The organism is Bosea sp. (in: a-proteobacteria) (assembly GCA_023910605.1).
Lineage (GTDB): Bacteria > Pseudomonadota > Alphaproteobacteria > Rhizobiales > Beijerinckiaceae > Allobosea.
Genome location: JAAVVV010000001.1, coordinates 1,397,311 through 1,418,188 on the forward strand (window position 1 = coordinate 1,397,311; position 20,878 = coordinate 1,418,188).

General features: G+C 67.3%; 15 protein-coding genes and 1 pseudogene. 7 read left to right on the top strand and 9 right to left on the bottom strand.

Annotation, left to right across the window (positions count from 1 at the left end):
* Positions 1-41 precede the first annotated feature (41 nt).
* A pseudogene (locus HEQ16_06840) lies at positions 42-128 on the top strand (cytochrome c family protein).
* 1,330 nt (positions 129-1,458) lie between these two features.
* A complete protein-coding gene (gene pobA, locus HEQ16_06845) occupies positions 1,459-2,634 on the top strand; it encodes a 4-hydroxybenzoate 3-monooxygenase (protein MCO4053758.1) in 1,176 nt (391 codons plus the stop codon).
* Here the strand turns inward: pobA and HEQ16_06850 are convergent.
* Both HEQ16_06850 and HEQ16_06855 read right to left on the bottom strand, forming a co-directional pair.
* Positions 2,628-3,971, bottom strand: coding sequence for a dihydroorotase (locus HEQ16_06850; protein MCO4053759.1), 1,344 nt, complete (start codon positions 3,969-3,971; stop codon positions 2,628-2,630). The two genes, pobA and HEQ16_06850, sit on opposite strands and share 7 nt — an antisense overlap.
* 171 nt (positions 3,972-4,142) lie before the next feature.
* Positions 4,143-5,285, bottom strand: coding sequence for an ISAs1 family transposase (locus HEQ16_06855; protein ID MCO4053760.1), 1,143 nt, complete (start codon positions 5,283-5,285; stop codon positions 4,143-4,145).
* A gap of 246 nt (positions 5,286-5,531) precedes the next feature.
* On the opposite strand from HEQ16_06855, the gene rpmI reads away from it, so the two are divergent.
* The 4 genes from rpmI (at position 5,532) to HEQ16_06875 (ending at position 9,865) form a co-directional block, all read left to right on the top strand.
* Positions 5,532-5,732, top strand: a complete 201-nt coding sequence (gene rpmI / locus HEQ16_06860) for a 50S ribosomal protein L35 (protein MCO4053761.1) — start codon at positions 5,532-5,534, stop codon at positions 5,730-5,732.
* A gap of 45 nt (positions 5,733-5,777) precedes the next feature.
* Complete coding sequence (rplT, locus tag HEQ16_06865; protein ID MCO4053762.1) at positions 5,778-6,143, top strand: 50S ribosomal protein L20; 366 nt, start codon at positions 5,778-5,780, stop codon at positions 6,141-6,143.
* 131 nt (positions 6,144-6,274) lie between these two features.
* Positions 6,275-7,357, top strand: a complete 1,083-nt coding sequence (gene pheS / locus HEQ16_06870) for a phenylalanine--tRNA ligase subunit alpha (protein ID MCO4053763.1) — start codon at positions 6,275-6,277, stop codon at positions 7,355-7,357.
* An 84-nt stretch (positions 7,358-7,441) separates the two neighbouring features.
* Positions 7,442-9,865, top strand: coding sequence for a phenylalanine--tRNA ligase subunit beta (locus tag HEQ16_06875; protein MCO4053764.1), 2,424 nt, complete (start codon positions 7,442-7,444; stop codon positions 9,863-9,865).
* A 157-nt stretch (positions 9,866-10,022) separates the two neighbouring features.
* Here HEQ16_06875 and ribB read toward each other — a convergent pair whose 3' ends face one another.
* The 7 genes from ribB to HEQ16_06910 all read right to left on the bottom strand — a co-directional run bounded on the left by ribB (position 10,023) and on the right by HEQ16_06910 (position 20,064).
* Complete coding sequence (gene ribB / locus HEQ16_06880; protein MCO4053765.1) at positions 10,023-11,312, bottom strand: 3,4-dihydroxy-2-butanone-4-phosphate synthase; 1,290 nt, start codon at positions 11,310-11,312, stop codon at positions 10,023-10,025.
* An 88-nt stretch (positions 11,313-11,400) separates the two neighbouring features.
* On the bottom strand, positions 11,401-12,522 hold the full coding sequence (aroC, locus tag HEQ16_06885; GenBank protein MCO4053766.1) for a chorismate synthase: 1,122 nt from the start codon (positions 12,520-12,522) through the stop codon (positions 11,401-11,403).
* Between the two features lie 66 nt (positions 12,523-12,588).
* Positions 12,589-16,632, bottom strand: coding sequence for an amino acid adenylation domain-containing protein (locus tag HEQ16_06890; GenBank protein ID MCO4053767.1), 4,044 nt, complete (start codon positions 16,630-16,632; stop codon positions 12,589-12,591).
* Between the two features lie 38 nt (positions 16,633-16,670).
* Complete coding sequence (locus tag HEQ16_06895) at positions 16,671-17,510, bottom strand: histidine phosphatase family protein (protein MCO4053768.1); 840 nt, start codon at positions 17,508-17,510, stop codon at positions 16,671-16,673.
* 34 nt (positions 17,511-17,544) lie between these two features.
* Positions 17,545-18,366 carry an enoyl-ACP reductase FabI gene (fabI, locus tag HEQ16_06900; protein ID MCO4053769.1) on the bottom strand — a complete coding sequence of 274 codons (822 nt, stop codon included), beginning with the start codon at positions 18,364-18,366 and terminating at the stop codon, positions 17,545-17,547.
* A 145-nt stretch (positions 18,367-18,511) separates the two neighbouring features.
* Positions 18,512-19,441 carry a J domain-containing protein gene (locus HEQ16_06905; GenBank protein MCO4053770.1) on the bottom strand — a complete coding sequence of 310 codons (930 nt, stop codon included), beginning with the start codon at positions 19,439-19,441 and terminating at the stop codon, positions 18,512-18,514.
* Between the two features lie 122 nt (positions 19,442-19,563).
* Positions 19,564-20,064: a hypothetical protein gene (locus tag HEQ16_06910; GenBank protein MCO4053771.1), complete on the bottom strand. Its 501-nt coding sequence runs from the start codon at positions 20,062-20,064 to the stop codon at positions 19,564-19,566.
* Between the two features lie 132 nt (positions 20,065-20,196).
* On the opposite strand from HEQ16_06910, the gene pdxH reads away from it, so the two are divergent.
* Positions 20,197-20,799, top strand: a complete 603-nt coding sequence (gene pdxH / locus HEQ16_06915) for a pyridoxamine 5'-phosphate oxidase (GenBank protein ID MCO4053772.1) — start codon at positions 20,197-20,199, stop codon at positions 20,797-20,799.
* Positions 20,800-20,878: the final 79 nt, after the last annotated feature.

Below are 20,878 nucleotides of genomic sequence, written 5' to 3' on the forward strand. Positions count from 1 at the left end.
CCGCCAGAGTGAGGTGCGCCATCCTGTCGGGCCTGATGCTGGCTGTGCCGGCCTCGGCCCAGACCCAGCGCCCCGCAGCCCCGGCTGCTCCCGCCGCGCCAGCGAATGCCGCTCCGGCCGCGCCTGCGCTCGATCCTGCACAGGCCGCGTCGAAGGCCGCCTTTGAACAACTGGCCGAAGCCGAGCGCAGGGCGATCCAGAACGACCTGATCTGGACAGGGGATTTCAACGGCGTGGCCGGCGGCGAGTTCGGCAAGCGCACCTATGACGCCATGCTGGCCTTCGAGCGCCGGGCGAAGCTGTCCGCGGATGGCGTCCTCGCGCCGCCCGAGCGCGCCGCGCTCAGGCAGGCGGCGGATGCCGCGCGGGCGTCGCAGCGCTTCGAGCCGGTGACGGATGCCGCGACCGGCATCCGCATCGGCCTGCCGGCGGCCTCGCTCACCCAGCGGATCGTGGTCGAGAACGGAACGGTCTATCGCCGGCCCGATGGGCAGGTCTCGCTGCAACTCACCCGCCTGCCCAGGGCTCAGTCCCTCACAGATCTGTTCGATCAGCTCCGCCAGGACGGCCCTGGCCGCAAGGTGAGCTATCGCCTCCAGCGTCCCGACTGGTTCGTGGTGTCGGGCGAGGAGGGCGGCCGCAAGTTCTACACACGGCTCGCGCAGGGGCCGGACAGCATCCGCGGCTACACCTTCCGGTATCCGGCGACCCAGGCCGCTGCCTTCGACCGCATGATGATCGCCATCGCCAACAGCTTCGAGCCCTTTCCGGGCACGGAGATCGCAGCCAACCCTTCGCGCGTGGCGGCAGCTCCCGCGGCTGCGCCGGCCACGCCCGCCCAACGCGCCGCTGCGCCTGCGCCGCGCCATGCCGTCTCGGGCGTCTCGCTCGGACAGGGCCGCGTGCTGACCAGCGCGGCGGCGCTGGCCTCCTGCGCCGAGCCCATGATCGGGGGCAGGGCGATGGAGCCGGGAGCCGTCGCGGCCAGCGGCGAGATCGCGATCATCACCGCACCGTGGGTGGACCAGCCCGCGCTCAGGCTCGGCCTTGATGACGGCGCGCCGGTCTTCGCCCTCTCCTTCGAGGAGGCTCAGGCCCGGGCGGTGATGGTGTCGCCCGCCACGCGCGAGGCTGAAGGCGGCTTCGTGACAGCCGCGCTGCAGCGCGGCGCAGGCGGCGCGCCGCTTCTGGACGGGCAGGGCAGGCTGGTCGGCATCGTCCGCGACGCGCCGAAAGCGCAGCGGCTCATCGCCGGCGTGGCGGCGCAGGCCAGCTATCGGGTGATCGCGCTCGGCGCGCTGCGCTCAGGCGCTGCGCTTGCCCCTGCGCCCTTGCCCGTCAGCGCCGAGGCCGGCCCTTCCGCCCGGCTGGTGAGCGCGGCGTCGGCCTCGCTGGTCGAGATCCGCTGCGCGCGCCGCACATGACCTTGCCCTCTTCGTCCCGGCGTCAGGTGACAGCATGAACAGCACGCAGGTCGCAATCATCGGGGCCGGCCCATCGGGTCTGCTGCTGGGCCAGTTGCTGCACAGGGCGGGCATCGCCAACGTCATCATCGAGCGCAAGAGCGCCGATTATGTGCTCTCGCGCATCCGCGCCGGTGTGCTGGAGCAGGGCACGGTCGATGTGCTGGAGCGAGCGGGCGTGGCGACGCGCCTGCATCGCGAAGGCCTCGTCCATCACGGCTTCGAACTGGCCTTCGATGGCCGCCGCCGCCGCGTCGACCTCAGCGGCCTGCTCGGCGGACGTCATGTCACGGTCTATGGCCAGACCGAGGTGACGCGGGACCTGATGGAGGCCCGCGTCGCTGCCGGCCTCGCCACGATCTACGAGGCGGAAGCTGTGGCGCTGCATGATTTCGACGGCTCCGCCCCGCGCGTGAGCTGGATCGCTGATGGCGTGCGCCGTGAACTGGCATGCGCCGTCATCGCCGGCTGCGACGGCTACCATGGCGCGAGCCGCGCCAGCGTGCCGGCCGCTTCCCTGCGCACCTTCGAGAAGGTCTATCCCTTCGGCTGGCTCGGCATTCTCGCCGATGTGCCTCCGGTCGGTCATGAATTGATCTACGCCAATCACGAGCGCGGCTTTGCGCTGTGCTCGATGCGCTCATCCACGCGCAGCCGCTACTATGTGCAATGCGCCATCGACGAGGACATCGCCCGCTGGCCCGATGAGCGCTTCTGGGATGAGCTGCGCCGCCGGCTCGACCCGGCCGCCGCCGAGGCGCTGGTGACCGGCCCGTCGATCGAGAAGTCCGTCGCGCCACTGCGCAGCTTCGTGGCCGAGCCTCTGCGCTTCGGCCGGCTGTTCCTGGTGGGCGACGCGGCGCACATCGTGCCGCCCACGGGCGCCAAGGGCCTGAACCTCGCCGTGGGAGATGTCCACTATCTGGCCGGCGCGCTCGCCGAACATTTCATCGAAGGGTCCGACGCCGGCATCGACGCCTATTCCGCCACGGCTCTGGCGCGCATCTGGAAGGCCGAGCGCTTCTCCTGGTGGATGACGTCGATCATGCACCGCTTCCCCGATCAGGGAGAGTTCGGCCAGCGCATGCAGATCGCGGAGCTTGATTACCTGTTCTCCTCGCGCGCGGCGCAGACCGCGCTGGCGGAGAACTATGTCGGCCTGCCCTACTGAGCCTTGCGGGCCAGCGTTTCCTGGAAGCGGATCGCCTCGCCGGTCGAGGGCGTGACGAGATCGCCCTCCCACATCACCTGCGCGCCGCGCACGAAGGTGCCGATCGGCCAGCCGGTGACGGTCACGCCGTCATAGGGCGTCCAGCCGCATTTCGACGCGATCCAATCATTCGTGATGGTGCGCTGGCGTTTGAGGTCGATCACGGTGAAGTCCGCATCATAGCCGACCGCGATGCGGCCCTTGCGCGCGATGCCGAACAGGCGGTTTGGGCCATGGCTTGTCATGTCGACGAAGCGCTCGAGGCTCATGCGGCCCTCATTGACATGGTTCAGCATGGTCGGCACCAGCGTCTGCACGCCGGTCATGCCTGAATGGGTCGCAGGGTATGCGTGCTCCTTCTCCTCGCGCGTGTGCGGCGCGTGGTCGGAGCCCAGAATGTCTGCGACGCCGTTGACCACGCCTGCCCAGATGCCCTTGCGGTGGCTCTCGTCGCGCACGGGCGGGTTCATCTGCGCGTAGGCCCCCAGCCGCTCATAGCAATCGGGCGCGCTGAGCGTGAGGTGGTGGGGGGTCACCTCCACCGAGGCGACATCCTTGTGGTCCTTGAGGAACAGCATCTCGTCGGCGGTCGAGATGTGCAGCACATGGATGCGCGCCCCGCAGGCCCTGGCGATCCTGACCAGCCGCTCCGTGCAGCGCAGCGCCACCTCTGGCGAGCGCCAGACGGGGTGCGACGACGGATCGCCCGGCACGCGCAGATGCATGCGCTCGCGCAGCATCATCTCGTCCTCGGAGTGGAAGGCGGCGCGGCGCGAGGTGCGCCGCAGGATCTCGGACACGCCGAGGTCGTCCTCGACAAGCAGCGCGCCGGTGGACGAGCCCATGAACACCTTGATCCCTGCTGCCGCCGGCAGGCGTTCCAGCTCGGCCACGTCGCGGGCGTTCTCATGAGTGCCGCCGACATAGAAGGCGAAGTCGCAGTGCATCCGGTGGTGGGCGGCCTTGACCTTCTCGGCCAGGGCCTCGGGCGTGACCGTGAGCGGATTGGTGTTCGGCATCTCGAACACGCCCGTCACCCCGCCCATCACGGCCGCGCGCGAGCCGCTTTCGAGATCCTCCTTGTGGGTGAGCCCCGGCTCGCGGAAATGCACCTGGGTGTCGATGACGCCCGGCAGCACATGCAGCCCCCGGCAATCCACGACCTTGCCGGCCGAGGCGCGGGTGAGTTCGCCGATGGCGCAGATGCGGCCCTCCGTCACGCCGATGTCGCGCAGGTCCTGCCCGTCATGGTTGACGACGATGCCGCCACGCAGGATGAGGTCATAGGTCTGGGTCATGGCGCTGGTCCCCACAATGTTCGGTCGCTGGACCTGGCCCTAGCCTGTTTGGCGGGTTTGGCGCATAACTGCCAAGTCATGGCGGAATTGCAAGCCCCGTGCGGGCGTCATTGCCCGGCGCCCAGCGGAGAGGGCCGAAGCGGTTTCGTCCCCCAGGGCAACGAGTCCAGGTTAACGCGGTGAGGCATGGATGATCTGGGCGAGGGTGTTTGTGTTCCATCCAGCGGCTTTTCGGGCTGTTTTGATGGAGCGGTTTCCCTTTCCTGCGCGGACGAGGTTGAAGGCGAGCCTTCGCACGAGGGCCATGTTCTGCGCTCCATGACCGCGCCTGAGGCGTGATTGATCCTCCTTGAAGACGACATCGAGCACCCAGTGGAGGCTTTCGATGCCCCAATGGCTGCGAATGGCGGTTGCAGCGCGTTCGGGTGTGAGAAGGGCGGAGGAGATGAAGAACCGCGTCTCCCGGGAGGTCTTGCCCTGCCGTTCGACTTGTGTGGTGGCTCGCACGATGCTTCTGAGACGGTGGAAGCGATGCTCGCCGGGATGGCGTCGCCCGCCTTCCAGCCAGCCGATCTCATGGCTGACCGTGGTGGTACGGGTCTCGATGCGTCCATGATCCTTGTCGACGCTGATGCTGGTGGCGAGCCCTGTCGTGGCCGGATCGTCGAAATAGGCCGCGACCTCGTCGTGCAGGGTCGGCTGGTTGCGCTTGAGGGCCAGAAGATAGTCGCCTTCCTTGTCCGTGATCGCCTTGGCCATGGACGGGTTGGTGGCGATGGCGTCGATGGTGACGAGCGCGCCCTTGAGCGTCAGCCGCTCCAGGATTGCCAGCATGGCGGCGCATTCGTTGTCCTTGGCGTCCACGGCCTCCTGCGCCAGCACGAGGCGCTGGGTCGAGGCCCAGGCGCTGACCAGATGGATGGGGGGCAGACTGCGGCCAGCCTCGCCGCTGCGGCGCGCTGTCTTGCCGTCCAGCGCGATCAGGTCCGCCGCGTCCGGTCGCAGCTGCGTCGCCCAGGCCGTGAAGCAGGCCGCAAACAGCGCCGGATCGATCCGGTTCAGCACCACCCGCAGCCAATCCTCCTTGGGAGTGCCGAAGAAATACTCGGCATGCTCGCGCAGGAAAGGCAGATGCGCATCGCCCCAATCGGCGATCTCGTCATAGTCGTCGCAACCCGCGACAGACGCGCAGGTCACCAGAAAAAGCACTTCCGCAAGCGGATACTTGACCTTGCAGCTCTCGCGCGGGTCCCCGACGCGTCCGAAGTGATCCAGCAGAAGGCGCAACCGGTCCTTGACGAAAATCTGATCCATCGTTCGGGCTCCTGATCCGAGCCCGTTGAATCAGAAGCCATACTCCAAAGCTATCCCGTGCGCTCCGCCGTTAACCTGACAAAGTTGCCGTGTTTCGTCCCCTTGCCACCTTGCCACCTTGCCGCCTTTCTGCCATAGGCACGGCTTCGTTGAACCGCCCGGCTCATTCAGGGCTGCCGTGGCGGTTCTTTTGTTGGCTCGACCAATACCAAGAGACGGTCGCAAGACCGCGACAAGGAGCTGAAAATGCCCAAGCTGAAGACCCATTCGGGATCAAAGAAACGCTTCAAGATCACGGGCACCGGCAAGGTTGTCTATGCCCAGGCCGGCAAGCGCCATGGCATGATCAAGCGCACGACCAAGCAGATCCGGAACCTGCGCGGCACCAACGTGCTGTTCAAGACCGATGGTGACAACATCATCAAGTACCGTCTGCCCAACGGCTGAGCCGAAGCCGCCGTCGTCGCCATCCATCCTTGAAGGAGTTTCACCATGTCCCGCGTCAAACGTGGCGTCACGTCGCACGCCAAGCACAAGAAAACGCTGAAGGCCGCCAAGGGCTTCTACGGCCGCCGCAAGAACACGATCCGCACCGCCAAGGCGGCCGTCGATCGCGCGATGCAGTACGCCACCCGTGACCGCAAGAACAAGAAGCGCGTCTTCCGCGCCCTCTGGATCCAGCGCCTCAACGCTGCCGTGCGCGAGCATGGCCTGACCTATTCCAAGTTCATGGGCGCGCTCATCAGCGCCGGCATCGAGATCGATCGCAAGGCCATGGCCGACATCGCCATGAACGAGCCGGCGGCCTTTGCGGCCATCGTCGAACAGGCCAAGGCGAACCTGCCCGCCGCCGCCTGAGCCCCTGCTCGGGATCAAGGTTCACACGGCGGGCCCGCAAAGGCCCGCCGTTTGCGTGTCCGCCCCGGGGCGGGAGCGGCGCCCCCGTCTTCCCGCCATGACCCGTCACCTATCACTCGGCTTTGGCGCTCATGACTGACATCAACACCCTGGAACGCGACACCCTCGCCGCCATCGCTGCGGCTGCGGATGAGGCCGCGCTGGAGCAGGTCCGCATCGCCGCGCTGGGCAAGTCCGGCTCGATCTCGGGGCTGCTCAAGACCCTTGGCGCGATGACGCCCGACGAGCGCAAGGAAAAAGGGCCGCTCATCAACGGCCTGCGCGACGCCGTCTCCGCAGCGCTCGCCGCCCGCAAGGATGCCCTCGCCGATGCCGCGCTGAACGCCCGCCTCGCCTCCGAGCGAATCGACGTGTCGCTGCCCGTGCGCGAGGGGGCGGAACTGCGCGGCCGCCTCCACCCGATCAGCCAGGTCATCGACGAGATCACAGCGATCTTCGGAGACATGGGCTTTTCCATCGCTGAAGGCCCGGATGTGGAGAGCGACGACCTCAATTTCACGAAGCTCAACTTCCCCGAGGGCCACCCGGCCCGGGAGATGCACGACACCTTCTTCTTCGGCCCGGACCGCGATGGCAAGCGCAAGCTCCTGCGCACCCACACCTCGCCGGTGCAGGTGCGCACCATGCTGGCGAACAAGCCGCCGATCCGCGTCATCTGCCCCGGCCGCACCTATCGCAACGACAGCGACCAGACCCACACGCCGATGTTCCACCAGGTCGAGGGCCTCGTCATCGACCGCGGCTCGCATATGGGCCATCTCAAATGGATCCTTCAGGAGTTCTGCAAGAGCTTCTTCGAGGTGCCTGACGTGAAGATGCGCTTCCGGCCCAGCTTCTTCCCCTTCACCGAGCCCTCGGTCGAGGTGGACATCCAGTGCTCGCGCAAGGGCGGCGAGATCCGCTTCGGCGAGGGCGATGACTGGCTCGAGATCCTCGGCTGCGGCATGGTCCACCCCAATGTGCTGCGCAATGTCGGGCTCGATCCCGACGCGTATCAGGGCTTCGCATGGGGCATGGGCATCGACCGCATCGCCATGCTGAAATACGGCATGCCCGACCTGCGCCCCTTCTTCGAGGCCGATGTGCGCTGGCTCCAGCACTATGGCTTCAGGCCGCTTGATTTCCCCTCGCTCATCGGCGGCCTGTCGAGCTGAGCGGCGGCTGCACCTAGATCAATCGCCTGCCCGGGTCTGGACCGGACCCATCGGGACGCGGCGTCTGACGACCAAGGACGGATCATGAAATTCTCTCTCTCCTGGCTGAAGGATCACCTCGACACCAGCGCTTCGGTGGACGAGATCTGCGGCGTGCTGAACCGGATCGGCCTTGAGGTCGAGGCGGTCGAGGACAAGGCGAAGGCGCTGGCCGCCTTCACCATCGCCTACGTCATCGAGGCCAGGCAGCACCCGAACGCCGACCGGCTGCGGGTATGCATGGTGGACACTGGCGCGGGCGAGCCGGTCCAGGTGGTGTGTGGCGCGCCCAATGCCCGCACCGGCATGAAAAGCGTGTTCTCGCCCCCGGGGACCTACATTCCAGGCAAGGACATCACGCTCGGCAAGGGCGTCATCCGCGGCGTCGAGTCGAACGGCATGCTGTGTTCGGCGGCCGAACTGGAGCTTTCCAACGATCATGACGGCATCATCGACCTGCCGGAAGACGCGCCCGTCGGCGCGGCCTACGCCGCCTGGGCCGGCGTCGATGATCCGGTGATCGAGATCGCGGTCACGCCCAACCGCGCCGACGCGCTGGGCATTCACGGCATCGCGCGCGATCTCGCGGCGGCCGGCCTCGGCAGCTTGCGCCCTCTCAATCCGCGCCCGGTGAAGGGCGCCTTCCCCTGTCCGGTCGCGGTCAGGCTCGATGTCGCCGAGCATGAGCGCCATCTGGCGCCCGCCTTCGCGCTCCGGCTCATCCGCGGCGTCAGGAACGGGCCTTCGCCCGAATGGCTTCAGCAGCGTCTGCGTTCGGTCGGCCTGCGTCCCATCAACGCGCTGGTGGACGTGACCAACTTCATGACCATCGCGGTCAACCGCCCGCTGCATGTCTTCGACGCCGACAAGGTCAGGGGCGACCTTGTGGTGCGCCGCGCGCGGAGCGGCGAGAGCATGGCAGCCCTCGACAACAAGAGCTACAGCTTCACCGGCGATCACGTCGTCATCGCCGATGACCACGGCGTCGAATCGCTGGCCGGCGTGATGGGCGGGCAGGCTTCGGGCTGCGACGAATCCACCGTCAACGTGCTGGTCGAGAGCGCGCTGTGGGACCCGCTGACCGTGGCCCGCACCGGCCGCTCGCTCGGCATCCATTCCGATGCGCGCTATCGCTTCGAGCGCGGCGTCGATCCTGATTTCTGCGTTCCAGGGCTCGAAATGGCCACGCAGATGATTCTCGACCTGTGCGGCGGCGAGCCTTCGACCGTCACCCTGGCAGGAGAGACGCCCGACACCAGCCGCTTCATCGCCTTCCCCTGGGCGGAGGTGCACCGGCTCACGGGCCTCACCTTGCCCTTGCCCGAGATGAAGCTGGCGCTCACCGATCTGGGCTTTCACATCTCGGGCGCCGGCGACCTCGTGCGCGTGTCGCCGCCAAGCTGGCGCGGCGACATCGACGGAAAGGCCGATCTCGTCGAGGAGATCGTCCGCATCGCCGGGCTTGACCGGGTCCAGGCAGTGCCGTTCCCGCGCCTTGCGGGGGATGAGGCCAGGCCGCAGCTCACCGTGCTGCAAAAGCGCACCCGCGCGGCCAGGCGCGCGCTGGCCTCGCGCGGCCTCGTCGAGGCCGTGACCTGGTCCTTCATCGCACACGAGCAGGCCGCGCACTTCGGCGGCGGCCAGCCTGCGCTGGCGCTGGCCAACCCGATCGCCGCAGACCTGTCGGACATGCGCCCCTCGCTCCTGCCGGCGCTGATCCGCGCCGCACAGCGCAATGCCGATCGCGGCTTCGGCGATGTGGCGCTGTTCGAGGTGGGGCAGGTCTTCCTCGGCGATGGCGAGGATGACCAGCGCATCGCCGCCGCCTCCATCCGCAGCGGCACGGGGCGCGCAGCCGGCGTGGGTCGCCACTGGGATGGCGCGGCCCGCATCGTCGATGTGCTCGACGCCAAGGAAGATGCCATGGCGCTGCTGGCCAGCCTCGGCATCGCGACAGGCGGCCTCCAGCTCGTGCCCGGCGGGCCGGCCTGGATGCATCCGGGCCGCTCCGCCACGCTCCAGTTCGGGCCCAAGGGCGTGATCGGCGCTTTCGGCGAGATTCACCCCAAGACGTTGAAGCTCCTTGACGCGAAGGGGCCGCTCGTCGGCTTCGAGCTCATCCTCGATGCGCTGCCCCTGCCCAAGGCGCGGCCCACGCGCATGAAGCCGCGCCTCAGGCTCTCCGACTTCCAGCCCTTGACGCGCGACTTCGCCTTCGTGGTCGATGCCGCTACGCCGGCGGGGGATATGGCCCGCACAGCCGCCGGCGCTGACCGCGCGCTGATTGCCGACGTGTCGGTCTTCGACATCTACCAGGGCGACAAGGTGGAGCCGGGCAAGAAGTCCGTGGCGCTCGCCGTCACGCTCCAGCCCACCGAGAAGACGCTGACCGAAGCCGAGATCGAGGCCGTGGGCGCGCGCATCGTGGCCGAGATGGCCAGGCGCTACAGGGCGACCCTGAGAGGCTGAGCGCGGGCTTCGCCGCGCTCGCTGGCGCGTGCAGCGGCTCCCGTCAGAGCTGGCGCTCTTCTGTGGCCATCCGCGGGATGTCATCACCCCTGCATCATCCCCTGCGGCCCGAAAGGGCGGGCAAGGGGATGCACCTGGAGGGACTGACATCCAGCGCCTACTTCTCCAGTGGCTCCGTCGCGGCGATTTCGATCCCGAAGCCGGACAGGCCGACAAAGGCGCGGTTGCTGGAAGCCAGGTTGCGGATCGAGGCCACCCCCAGATCCTTGAGGATCTGGGCGCCAAGTCCGACCTCGCGCCAGGCCTGCGTGCGCTTGTGTTCGGATGCGGGCAGATCATCCTGCGGCCGCATGGCGGGCACGCCGGCCGAGCCGTCGCGGAGATAGACAAGGACGCCGCGCCCCTCGCGCGCGAAGCGGGCGAGGGCAGCGCTGATCGTCCTGCCGCCGCCGAAGATGTCGCCCACCACATCGGCCCGGTGCAGGCGGGCGGGCACCTCGCGCCCGTCGCCGATCTTGCCCATGACGAAGGCGAAGTGCTGCACCGTGTCGAACGGCGTCACATAGGCATGGCCAGTGAGTTCCCCATGCTCGGTCCTGACGGGGAAGGTCGCGACGCGCTCCACCAGCTTCTCGCGCGATTGCCGCCAGGCGATCAGGTCCGCCACGGTGATCTGCTTGAAGCCGTGCTTCGCCGAAAACGCCGTGATCTGCGGCCCCTTCATCACCGTGCCGTCATCGTTCACGAGTTCGCAGATGACCCCGACCGGGGGCAGGCCCGCAAGCCTGCAAAGGTCCACCGCAGCTTCGGTATGGCCCGAACGCATCAGCACCCCGCCATCGCGCGCGATCAGCGGAAAGATGTGGCCGGGCCTTGCGAAGTCCGCCGCGCCGGCATTGGGGTTCGCCAGCCCCCGCACGGTGGCGGTGCGGTCCTCGGCGGAGATGCCGGTGGTGGTGCCGTGCTTGTAGTCCACCGTCACGGTGAAGGCGGTGGTGTGGGCTGAGTCATTGCTCGACACCATGGGATCGAGCCTGAGCCGCCGCGCCTCATCCGCGGGCATGGGCGTGCAGACGATGCCGCAGGTGTTGCGGATGATGAAGGCCATCTTCTCGGGCGTGCACAGCGACGCCGCGATGATGAGATCGCCCTCGTTCTCGCGGTCGTCATCATCGGTGACCACGACGATCTCGCCGCGCGCGAAGGCCTCGATCGCCTCGGAAACGGAATGGGGCACGGCGGCCTCCCTGGGAAAGCTGAAGTGTAGGAAATCATTGGGACTGACGGCCCCGCCCGTGGCGCGGGCGATGCGCTCGGCGCTGTCGCGCGAGAGCCAGGCCTCGTCGTCGTTGCACAGCGCGGTGATGCTGGCAGGCGACATGTCGACGAGCTTGGCGAAAGCGGCGCGGGAGAGTTTCTCCCGCTCGAGATAGGCAGCGAGCTTCATGGTGTCAGATTACGCGAAGACCAATTCGGCCGCAATGAAGATCGTTCTATCATTCAGTTTTACTGAATGTGCGGCCGTGAAGCGGCCGTCAGATCGTCGCCGGGAAAGGCCACGTCAACGCCGCGCCCATCTGGCCACGATGGCGCAGGAAATGGTCGGCCAGCACGATGGCCATCATCGCTTCGCCCACCGGCACGGCGCGGATGCCGACGCAGGGGTCGTGGCGGCCCCTGGTCCGCAGATCGGTCTCCGCGCCATAGCGCGTCACCGAGGCGCGTTCGGCGAGGATCGAGGAGGTGGGCTTCACCGCGAAGCGGCAGATCACGGGCTGGCCGGTGGAGATGCCGCCCAGCACGCCGCCGGCGTGGTTTGACAGGAAGGTGGGCGCGCCGTCATTGCCCGCACGCATCTCGTCGGCATTCGCCTCGCCTGAAAGCGTGGCCGCATCGAAGCCATCGCCGATCTCAACGCCCTTGACCGCATTGATGCTCATCATCGCGCTGGCGAGGTCGGCGTCGAGCTTGCCGTAGATCGGCGCGCCAAGGCCTGCCGGCACGCCCGTCGCGACGATCTCGATCACCGCGCCGATGGACGAGCCGGCCTTGCGGATGCCGTCGAGATAGCCTTCGAAGAAGGCGGCGGCCCTGGCGTCGGGGCAGAAGAACGGGTTGCGGTCGATCTCGTCCCAGTCCCAGTTGCCGCGATTGATCTTGTGCGGCCCCATCTGCACCAGCGCGCCGCGCACGCTGAGGCCCGGCACGACCTTGCGGGCGATGGCGCCGGCGGCCACCCGCATCGCAGTTTCGCGCGCCGACGAGCGGCCGCCGCCACGATAGTCGCGGATGCCGTATTTGACATCATAGGTGTAATCGGCATGGCCGGGGCGATAGCTGTCCTTGATCTCCCCGTAATCCCTTGAGCGCTGGTCGGTGTTCTCGATCAGCAGGCCGATCGAGGTGCCGGTGGTGACCTGCCGCCCGCTCCGCTCATCGGTGAAGACGCCGGACAGGATCTTCACCTGGTCGGCCTCCTGGCGCTGGGTGGTGAACTTGCTCTGGCCTGGCCGCCGCCGGTCGAGGTCGCGCTGGATGTCGGCCTCGGTCAGTTCGATCAGCGGCGGGCAGCCATCGACCACGCAGCCTATGGCGATGCCATGGCTCTCGCCGAAGGTGGTGAAGCGGAACAGGTGGCCGAAGCTGTTGTGGGACATGATGCAAGCGTTTAGGACGCCGCGCGCGCCGCCGTCAAATCGCGGGGCGGCGACGTGCGTTCGGGCTCAGGCGGCCACCTTCGGAGCATGCGCGACGTGTTCGATGTACGGCACAGCCGGCGCCCCCTGCCAGAGGCTGTGGCCGGGGATCTGCTCGCCCTTCATCACCAGCGTCAGCGGCTCGATCCGCGCGAAATCACCGATCTTGGTGTCATAGAGGATCGTGCAGGCCGAGCCGATGGTGACGCCGCGGCCGATGTCGATGCGGCCGACCTTCATCACGCGGTCTTCGTAAAGATGCGTCTGCGGGCAGGAATGGGCGTTGATGATCGAGAAATCGCCAATGCTGATGCAGTCGAACTCGGTCACGTCGGTCCAGTCCATCACCACACCCTTGCCGATCTTGGTGCCGTAAAGACGCAGCATGAAGGGCAGGAAGGGCGTGCCGCGCATGTATTCGAGGCCCACCTTGCCGGCCAGCCCGCCATAGATCACGGCGCAGGCCTCTGTACGCATCGCCCACCAGGACCACATCGGCTTCATCACGGGCCTGTAGATGCCCATGAAGGTCCACTTGAAGGCGACCGACATCAGGATCATGGCGACAGCGTTCACCACGCCGGCCGCCAGCACCACCAGCCCGGCCGTGATGTATGCTCCGGCGCTTATGAAGCCTTCGAGCGTGTCCGCCGTCATGTAGGCGACGATCAGGAACACCGCCGTCGGCAAGGAGGTGTGCAGGCCTTCGAACACGGCGCGCAGCGCGAACATGCGGCGCGGCGGCTCATAGGTTTCGGACGCTCCGAGCGACACCTTCTGCCGGGTCGGGAACTTGATCGCGGGCGAGCCGAACCAGGTCTCGTCCTTCCTGACATGCAGGCTGTCCGGCAGCTTCGACTTCACGCCGATCAGCGCGCCATCCTCGATCACCGAGCCGGCCGCGACATTGGCCGCGTTGCCGAAGAAGACGCGGTCCCCGGTCTTCACCGTGTCGAGGCGCATGTAGCCCGAGCGCACATCCTCGTCGCCGAAGATGGCCTCGTCTCCTATGAAGTTGCCCTTGCCGATCTCGACAAGGTCGTAGCGCCCGGCAAGGTTGGTCGACAGCTCCGAACCTTTGCCGATCCGGGTGCCCATCATCAGGTACCAGTAGCGCATGTAGATGGTGGCGAAGAGCGAGTTCAGCGTCTCGAGCAGCACCTCGGTCGCCAGCGCCATCGACCATTTGCGAAAGTAGAACAGCGAATAGATCGAATGGCTGCCCGGCTTGATCCGTGTCGGGAAGATCGTCCAGCGCAGCGCCACCACGATCACCATGGAGGCCACGATCAGGATGATGGCTGTCGGCCAGGTGTAGAACAGCAGATGCGACCACTCGATGGAGTAATCCAGCTCCCCGCCGATCAGATAGTCGAGGTTGTAGAGCACGTAGAAGGCCGGGAAGATGGGCACGAGGCCGATCATCAGCATCAGCGTGTAGACCGCGAAGTAGCCCATGCCGAGCAAGGCGCGCTTCGGCCGCGAGGCTTCCGGATGAACGGGCAGGCTGGCCCGATCGACCATGCCGGTCTTGCGCGGCGGCGAGCCATCCCACACCTCCCAGGCCGGCACGGTCTGGCCGGGCAGCACGCAAGTGAGGTCGCGCAGTTCGGCGCCTTCAGACACGGTCGAGCCGCCGGAAATCACGCAGGCATTGCCGATATGGGCATAGGCGCCGATTTCGACCGGCGCGATGATCATCTCGTTGCCGGAGTACTCGACATTGGCAAGCTTCATCTTCGAGCCGGTCGAGGCCCGCTCCCCGATCGAGATCAGGTCCCAGGCGCCGGTCTCGAATTCGGCGATGATGGCTTCCTTGCCCACCTTGCCGCCAAGCAGCCGGATCCAGACGCGCATCAGGGGTGACATCTGGAGGAACTTGGGCGTGGTGGCCTGTATCAGGCGCGCCACGAACCAGACCCGGAAGTAATAGACGCCCCAGAGCGGATAGCGGCCCGGCCTGGTGCGTCCGATGATGAGCCATTTGAGCGCAATGATCGTGACCTTGGCACCGAGGTTGAGCACGACGAAGATCGAGCAGAGCACCGCCATCTCGTGGAGGATGCCGGCATCGCCCTTGATCAGGAACATCGAGGACAGGAACAGTCCGAGCCACTGGATGGTGACGAGCCCGAGGATGAACGGCATGGCCACGGCCTGCGCCAGCCCGCACAGGAAGCGGCGGCGGAAGGGCGGCGGCTCGAAGGACAGATCCTTCGGGCCGTCGCCGCCGGAGGCCACGATGCGCTCGTCCAGCGCCGCGCCGATGTTGCGCAGGGTGCGCAGGCTGTAGACATCCTGCAGCGTGATCATGGCGTGGTTGGGCGACTGGCGCACCGCCGAGATGAACTGTGCCGCGATCAGTGAATGACCGCCCATCTCGGTGAAGAAATCCACGTCGAACGCGATGGCCTGGCCCTTGAACAGGGGCTTGGCGGCTTCGAGCAGCACAGCCTCTGTCGGCGTTTCGGGCAGCGCCTGCACGGTGGATGCCGGCGTCACCGTGAGCGGCGCGGCCTTGAGCAGCTTGCGGTCGACCTTGCCCGAGGCGGCGAGCCGTGGCAGTTCCTGCACCTGCTCCCAGTGGCCGGGCAGCATGTAGGGCGGCAGCTTGGCGCGCAGCGATGTGCGCAGCGCATTGCGGTCGATGGCCTGGCCCGGCTCACCCACCACGAAGGCGACCAGCTTGTCGATGCCGTCATCCTGGCGCAGCACCACGGCCGCCTGCGCGATGCCCGGCTCATCGGTGAGCCTGGCCTCGATCTCGCCAAGCTCCACCCGGAAGCCGCGGATTTTCACCTGGTCGTCGATGCGCCCATGGAAGGCGATGTCGCCCTTGCCGTCGATGCTGACCGCATCGCCCGAGCGGTAGAGCCGGCTGTCAGGCCCGGCCCCGAACGGGTTGGGCACGAACTTCTCGTCGGTGAGATCGGGCCGCGCGAGATAGCCGGTCGCGATGCCGGGGCCGCCGATCCACAATTCGCCCTGCTCGCCCGGCGCGCACAGCACGCCCACTTCGCTGACGACATAGCAGGTGTAGTTGGGAATGGGCCTGCCGATGGTGACGGCCTGGCCCGCCACCAACTCGGCCACAGTCGCCACCACTGTGGCTTCGGTCGGGCCATAGGTGTTGAACAGGCGTCGGCCGGGCCGCGCCCATTTCTGCACGATGGCCGGCGGCAGCGCCTCGCCGCCTAGGATGATGATCCGCAGGGCGGGAACGTCGCGCGGCAGCACCCCGAGCAGCGTCGGCACGGTGTCGAGAATCGTGATGCCCGCGCGCTCCAGCACTTCGGGCAGGTTCTCGATGTCGCCCATCACCTGCGGATTGGCAACGAACAGCGTGGCGCCGGCGAGATACGGGACCCAGATCTCCTCCATGGAGAGGTCGAACGCCACCGATGCGCCCTGGAACACCACGTCCTCGCCCGTGAAGCCGTAGACCTCGTTCGCCGCGCGCAGGAAATGGCAGATGTTGCGGTGGCTGACCACGATGCCCTTGGGCTTTCCGGTCGAGCCCGAGGTGTAGATCATGTAGGCCGGGTGATCGGGCGTGAGGCCGGGAGCGCGGGGCGCGCAGGGCGCGGCGTCGTCGAGTGCCGTCAGGGCCGCTTGCGTCCACACTGCGACGCCGGTATCGGCAGCCTTGTCGGCATGGGACGGCGTGGTGACGAGCCCGCTCGCGCTGCAATCGCTCAGGCAGGTGGCGATGCGGTCCACGGGCGCGTCCGCATCGAAGGGCAGCCAGGCCGCGCCCGAAAGGGTGATGGCGATCTGCGCGATGAGCAGGTCGATGCCGCGCGGCATCCACAGGCCCACCACACAGCCAGGCCCGACCTCCTTGGCGGCGAGGCCGCGAGCCATGGCGCGGGCCGCGTCCCACACGTCGGCATAGCTCACGCTGCGCTCGAAATCACGCAGGGCCGGATGGCTGGACCTCAGCGCGGCACTGGCGGCGAAGACCTCTCCGAGCACCTCGTCGCGCAGCAGGTCGGTGCGGACATCGCCCGCCAGCCGCGCGCTTTCGCAGGCTTCGGCGGAGGCTGGCGGATACTTCACGAATTCGTTCATGCCGATGAGTACCTCACGACGGAGGCGTCGCCGCGTTTTCACGTCTGGCGCTGCTGTATGCGTCGCCTGCTGCTGCCTACCCAAACACCGGAATCCGATGCTTTCTCTGGCCCGGCATGGACTGCCGCGCTTTGCGGCTGGCTTAGCAAGAATGGGGCTGAACCGCCAGTGAATGCGGCATAGTGAAACTGGATCAAGATTGACGCTGCGGCCTCTCGCGCAGCGCTCACAGTCTGCCGCCTAGTGCAGGCCTGCCGGTCGCCGCTGATCACGAGAACGCGGCCCTGCCAGATATCGATGCTTTCGGCCCGGCGCGTCGGCTCGAGGCCAAGCCCCGCGAGCACGGCGCGCATCACCCCGCCATGGCTGACCACCACCGTGTCGCGCTCCAGCGCGCTGAAGACCGGCGCCACGCGCTCGAGCAGCATCTGGTAGCTCTCGCCGCCGGGCGGGGCATAGGCCCATTTGTGCTGCTCGCGCTGCTGCGCCCGCGCCGGATCGAGCTTGCGCACCTCGCGCCAGGTCAGCCCTTCCCAGGCGCCGAAGGTCAGTTCCCGCAGCCGTTGATCGACATGGTAGGAGGGCGGATGCAGGCCGATGGCCTGCCGCGCGATCTCCATGGTCTCCCGCGCCCGCGCCATCGGCGAGCACAGATAGGCCAGATCCCCGGCATTGGCCTTCAAGGCGAGAAGCTTTTGGCCGACCTCCTCGGCCTGCACGCGCCCGAAATCGTTGAGGGGGATGTCCTTGCCGCCCTGCAGCCGCCCTTCGGCGTTCCAGTCAGTCTCGCCATGGCGTATGAGGTAGAGCGTCACGCCCCGCGGCAGCGTCAGGCTCGACGCAGGGCCGCTCCTCCCCGTTTCCGTCGCTCCTGACATGCTTGCGTGCCCCGTCCTGCCTGCGCCGCCCGGTTCAGTCGGCCTTGTCGAGGTTCATGTCCGGCGCGTCCGGGTTCTTCATGCCCACGATGTGGTAGCCGGAGTCGACATGCAGGATCTCGCCGGTCATGCCGCGCGACCAGTCTGAGACGAGATAGGCGCATGTCTCGCCCACCTCCTCGATCGTCACTGTGCGGCGCAGCGGCGCGTTGTATTCGTTCCAGCGCAGGATGTAGCGGAAATCGCCGATCCCTGAGGCCGCCAGCGTCTTGATCGGCCCTGCCGAGATCGCGTTGACGCGGATCCTTGAGGGACCGAGATCGGCGGCCAGATAGCGCACCGAGGCTTCCAGCGCGGCCTTGGCCACGCCCATGATGTTGTAGTGCGGCATCCATTTTTCGGCGCCGTAATAGGTCAGCGTCACCATCGAGCCGCCATCGGTCATCAGCTTCTCGGCGCGCTGTGCGAGGGCTGTGAAGGAATAGCAGGAGATCAGCAGCGACTGGCTGAAGTTCTCGGCCTTTGTGTCGACATAGCGGCCTGTCAGCTCATTCTTGTCGGCATAGGCGATGCAGTGAACCAGGAAGTCGAACTTGCCCCAGCTTGCGCCAAGCTGCTCGAACACGGCGTCCATGCTGGCTTCGTCGGTGACGTCGCAATGGCCGACCACGATCGCGCCGAGTTCCCTGGCAAGGGGTTCCACGCGCTTCCTGAGCGCCTCGCCCTGATAGGTCAGCGCCAATTCGGCGCCCTGCTCGGCGCAGGCCTTGGCGATGCCCCAGGCGATGGAGCGATTGTTGGCCACGCCCATGATCAGGCCGCGTTTGCCCTTGAGAAGACCTGTTCCGACGTTCATGGCCTGCCGTCCATTTGTTTATGTCTAAACAATCCGCGTGTCTGCGCTCATAGCCAAGGGCTCGGCGCACCACAAGGCACAACTGGCGGCAAGACCGGACAGGGTGGTGGATTGTGCGGCCAGGGCTGGGTTGTCCCGCTGTGCCTCAGGGGCGTCGGCGGCGCATGAGGGCGGTAAGCTCCTCATCCTCTGCCGGAAGCGCGATGTCCATGACCGCATAAAGATCGCCCTGGCCTGCATCTCCCGGCAGGCCCTTGCCGCGCAGGCGGAAGGCCTTGCCCGAGCTGGTCATCGGCGGCAAACGCATCTCCACCTCGCCCTGAAGCGTCGGCACCCTGACGAGCCCGCCCAGCACCGCATCCGCAAGCGGCACGGCCACCCGCGTGCGCAGGTCCCGCCCTTCCAGCGTGAAGCGCGGATCGGGCGCGATGCGGACGGTCAGCAACAGGTCGCCCGGCTGCCCCGAGAAGGGCGAGGGACGGCCGAGGCCCTTGAGCCGGATCACCTTGCCATCGACGACGTTCTTGGGCATGCCGACCTCGACTTCGCGGCCGGTGGGCAGCTTCAGCCGCCGCGTCGCACCATTGGCGATGTCCGCCAGCGTGACGCTCAGTTCAGCCTCGACATCATCGCCCTTGGGGTTGCTGCGCGCGCCTCCGCCCGCGCCTCCCATCCCGGCTCCGCCCATGCCGCCGCTCCCGCCGCGCCGCATGGCGTCGGCGAACAGGTCGCCGAACAGGTCAGACGGGTTGAAGCCCCCCCGTCCGAACGGATCGCTGCCGGCCTCGAAGCCGCCGCGGCGCGCACCCTGCGGGCCGCCGGGGCCGAAGCCGTCGAAGCCCTGGAAGCGCGGCTTGCCGTCCGCGCCGATCTCGCCGCGATCGAACTGCGCCCGCTTGGTGGCGTCGCCGACGATTTCGTAGGCGCTGTTCAGCTCCGAAAAGCGTTCCTTGGCCTTCGGGTCATCGGCGTTGCGGTCAGGGTGATGCTGCTTGGCAAGGCGCCGATAGGCCTTCTTGATGTCGGCTTCGCTCGCCGATTTGGCCACGCCGAGAACTGCGTAAGGATCGCGCATGGGCGCTGTCGGGCTCCTGGAAGCGGATGATCGGGTCGGCGATGGCACTCAAGCCGCCGCCCATGCTTCCTAGGTGGTGCCAATGTTGCAAAAATGCAACCGTCGTGACGACGGGAATCGGCTCAGGCCGGCTGTTTCCATCGCTTCATGTCCCGGATGCTCCAGGCCCCGCCGGAAGGGCGGCAGGCCGTGCCCTGCAGCGCCACCTTGTCCATCTGCGTGCTGATCTGGCTCCGGAAGGCGCGGCACACCTCGTCATCAAGGAGAAACGGCCCACCCACCGGCATGAAGCGGCCCGAGGCCTTGCTCTCGGCATTGTCCCAACTCACGGGCGAGCCGTTGCCCTGCGGGTCGAGCGCCAGCGCCATGGCGCCTTTGGCGCGCCTGAGATCCTCGGGGCCGAGATGGTCTGACAAGGACAGCCTCGGCTCGCGCTCCAGCCTGGCTGCGGCGAAGGCGCGGACCGAACCCGTGACGGCCAGGGGATCAGCCGCCGGCGCGGCTGTGGCCGCGGCGACAGGCGCCGGCGCCGGCTCGGTGCGGGACAGCGAGGCGATGGGCAGGCTCACCGAGCAGCCGCCGGCGATCACCGCCAGCGTCGTCGACATCGCCACGAAAATCATGCGCGATCGGCGTTGCGCCCGTGTGCAAACCTGCGGCGAGGGTCTATATCCGGAAAGCCTGCTCTCGACCGACACGCCAGCACTCGACACACACAGTGTTCCAACCGTTTTGATTAGACATCGGAAGCGTTAATGACGCGTGACTTCACGGAAGCCGACGAGCCGTTCGGCCTTTTCGAGACGTGGTTCGAGGAAGCGAAGGCGTCCGAGCCCAACGATCCCAACGCGATGGCCCTGGCGACGGCGGATGCCGATGGCCTGCCGAATGTGCGCATGGTCCTGCTCAAGGGCTTCGATCCGCGCGGCTTCGTGTTCTACACCAACACGCAGAGCCAGAAGGGCGAGGAAATCCTCGGGAGCATGAAGGCGGCCGGCCTCTTCCACTGGAAATCGCTGCGCCGGCAGGTCCGGCTGCGCGGTCCGGTCGAGCAGGTTTCGGACGCCGAGGCCGATGCCTATTTCCAGTCGCGCCCGCGCGACAGCCGCATCGGCGCCTGGGCCAGCCAGCAGTCGCGCCCGCTCGAGAGCCGCTTCGCGCTGGAGAAAGCCGCAGCCTTCTATGCCGCGAGATATGCCGTGGGCGAGGTGCCGCGTCCTGCGCACTGGACGGGCCTGCGCATCATGCCGACATGCCTGGAGTTCTGGAAGGACGGCGCCTTCCGCCTGCATGACCGCGTCGTCTTCCGCCGCGCCGCGCCTGGAGCGGACTGGACGCGGACCCGGCTCTATCCCTAGATACCAATCCGGTTCGGCGCCGTGCACGCACGTCGCCGACCAGCTCCCAGAACCAGAGGTGGCGCAGCCTCATGCGACA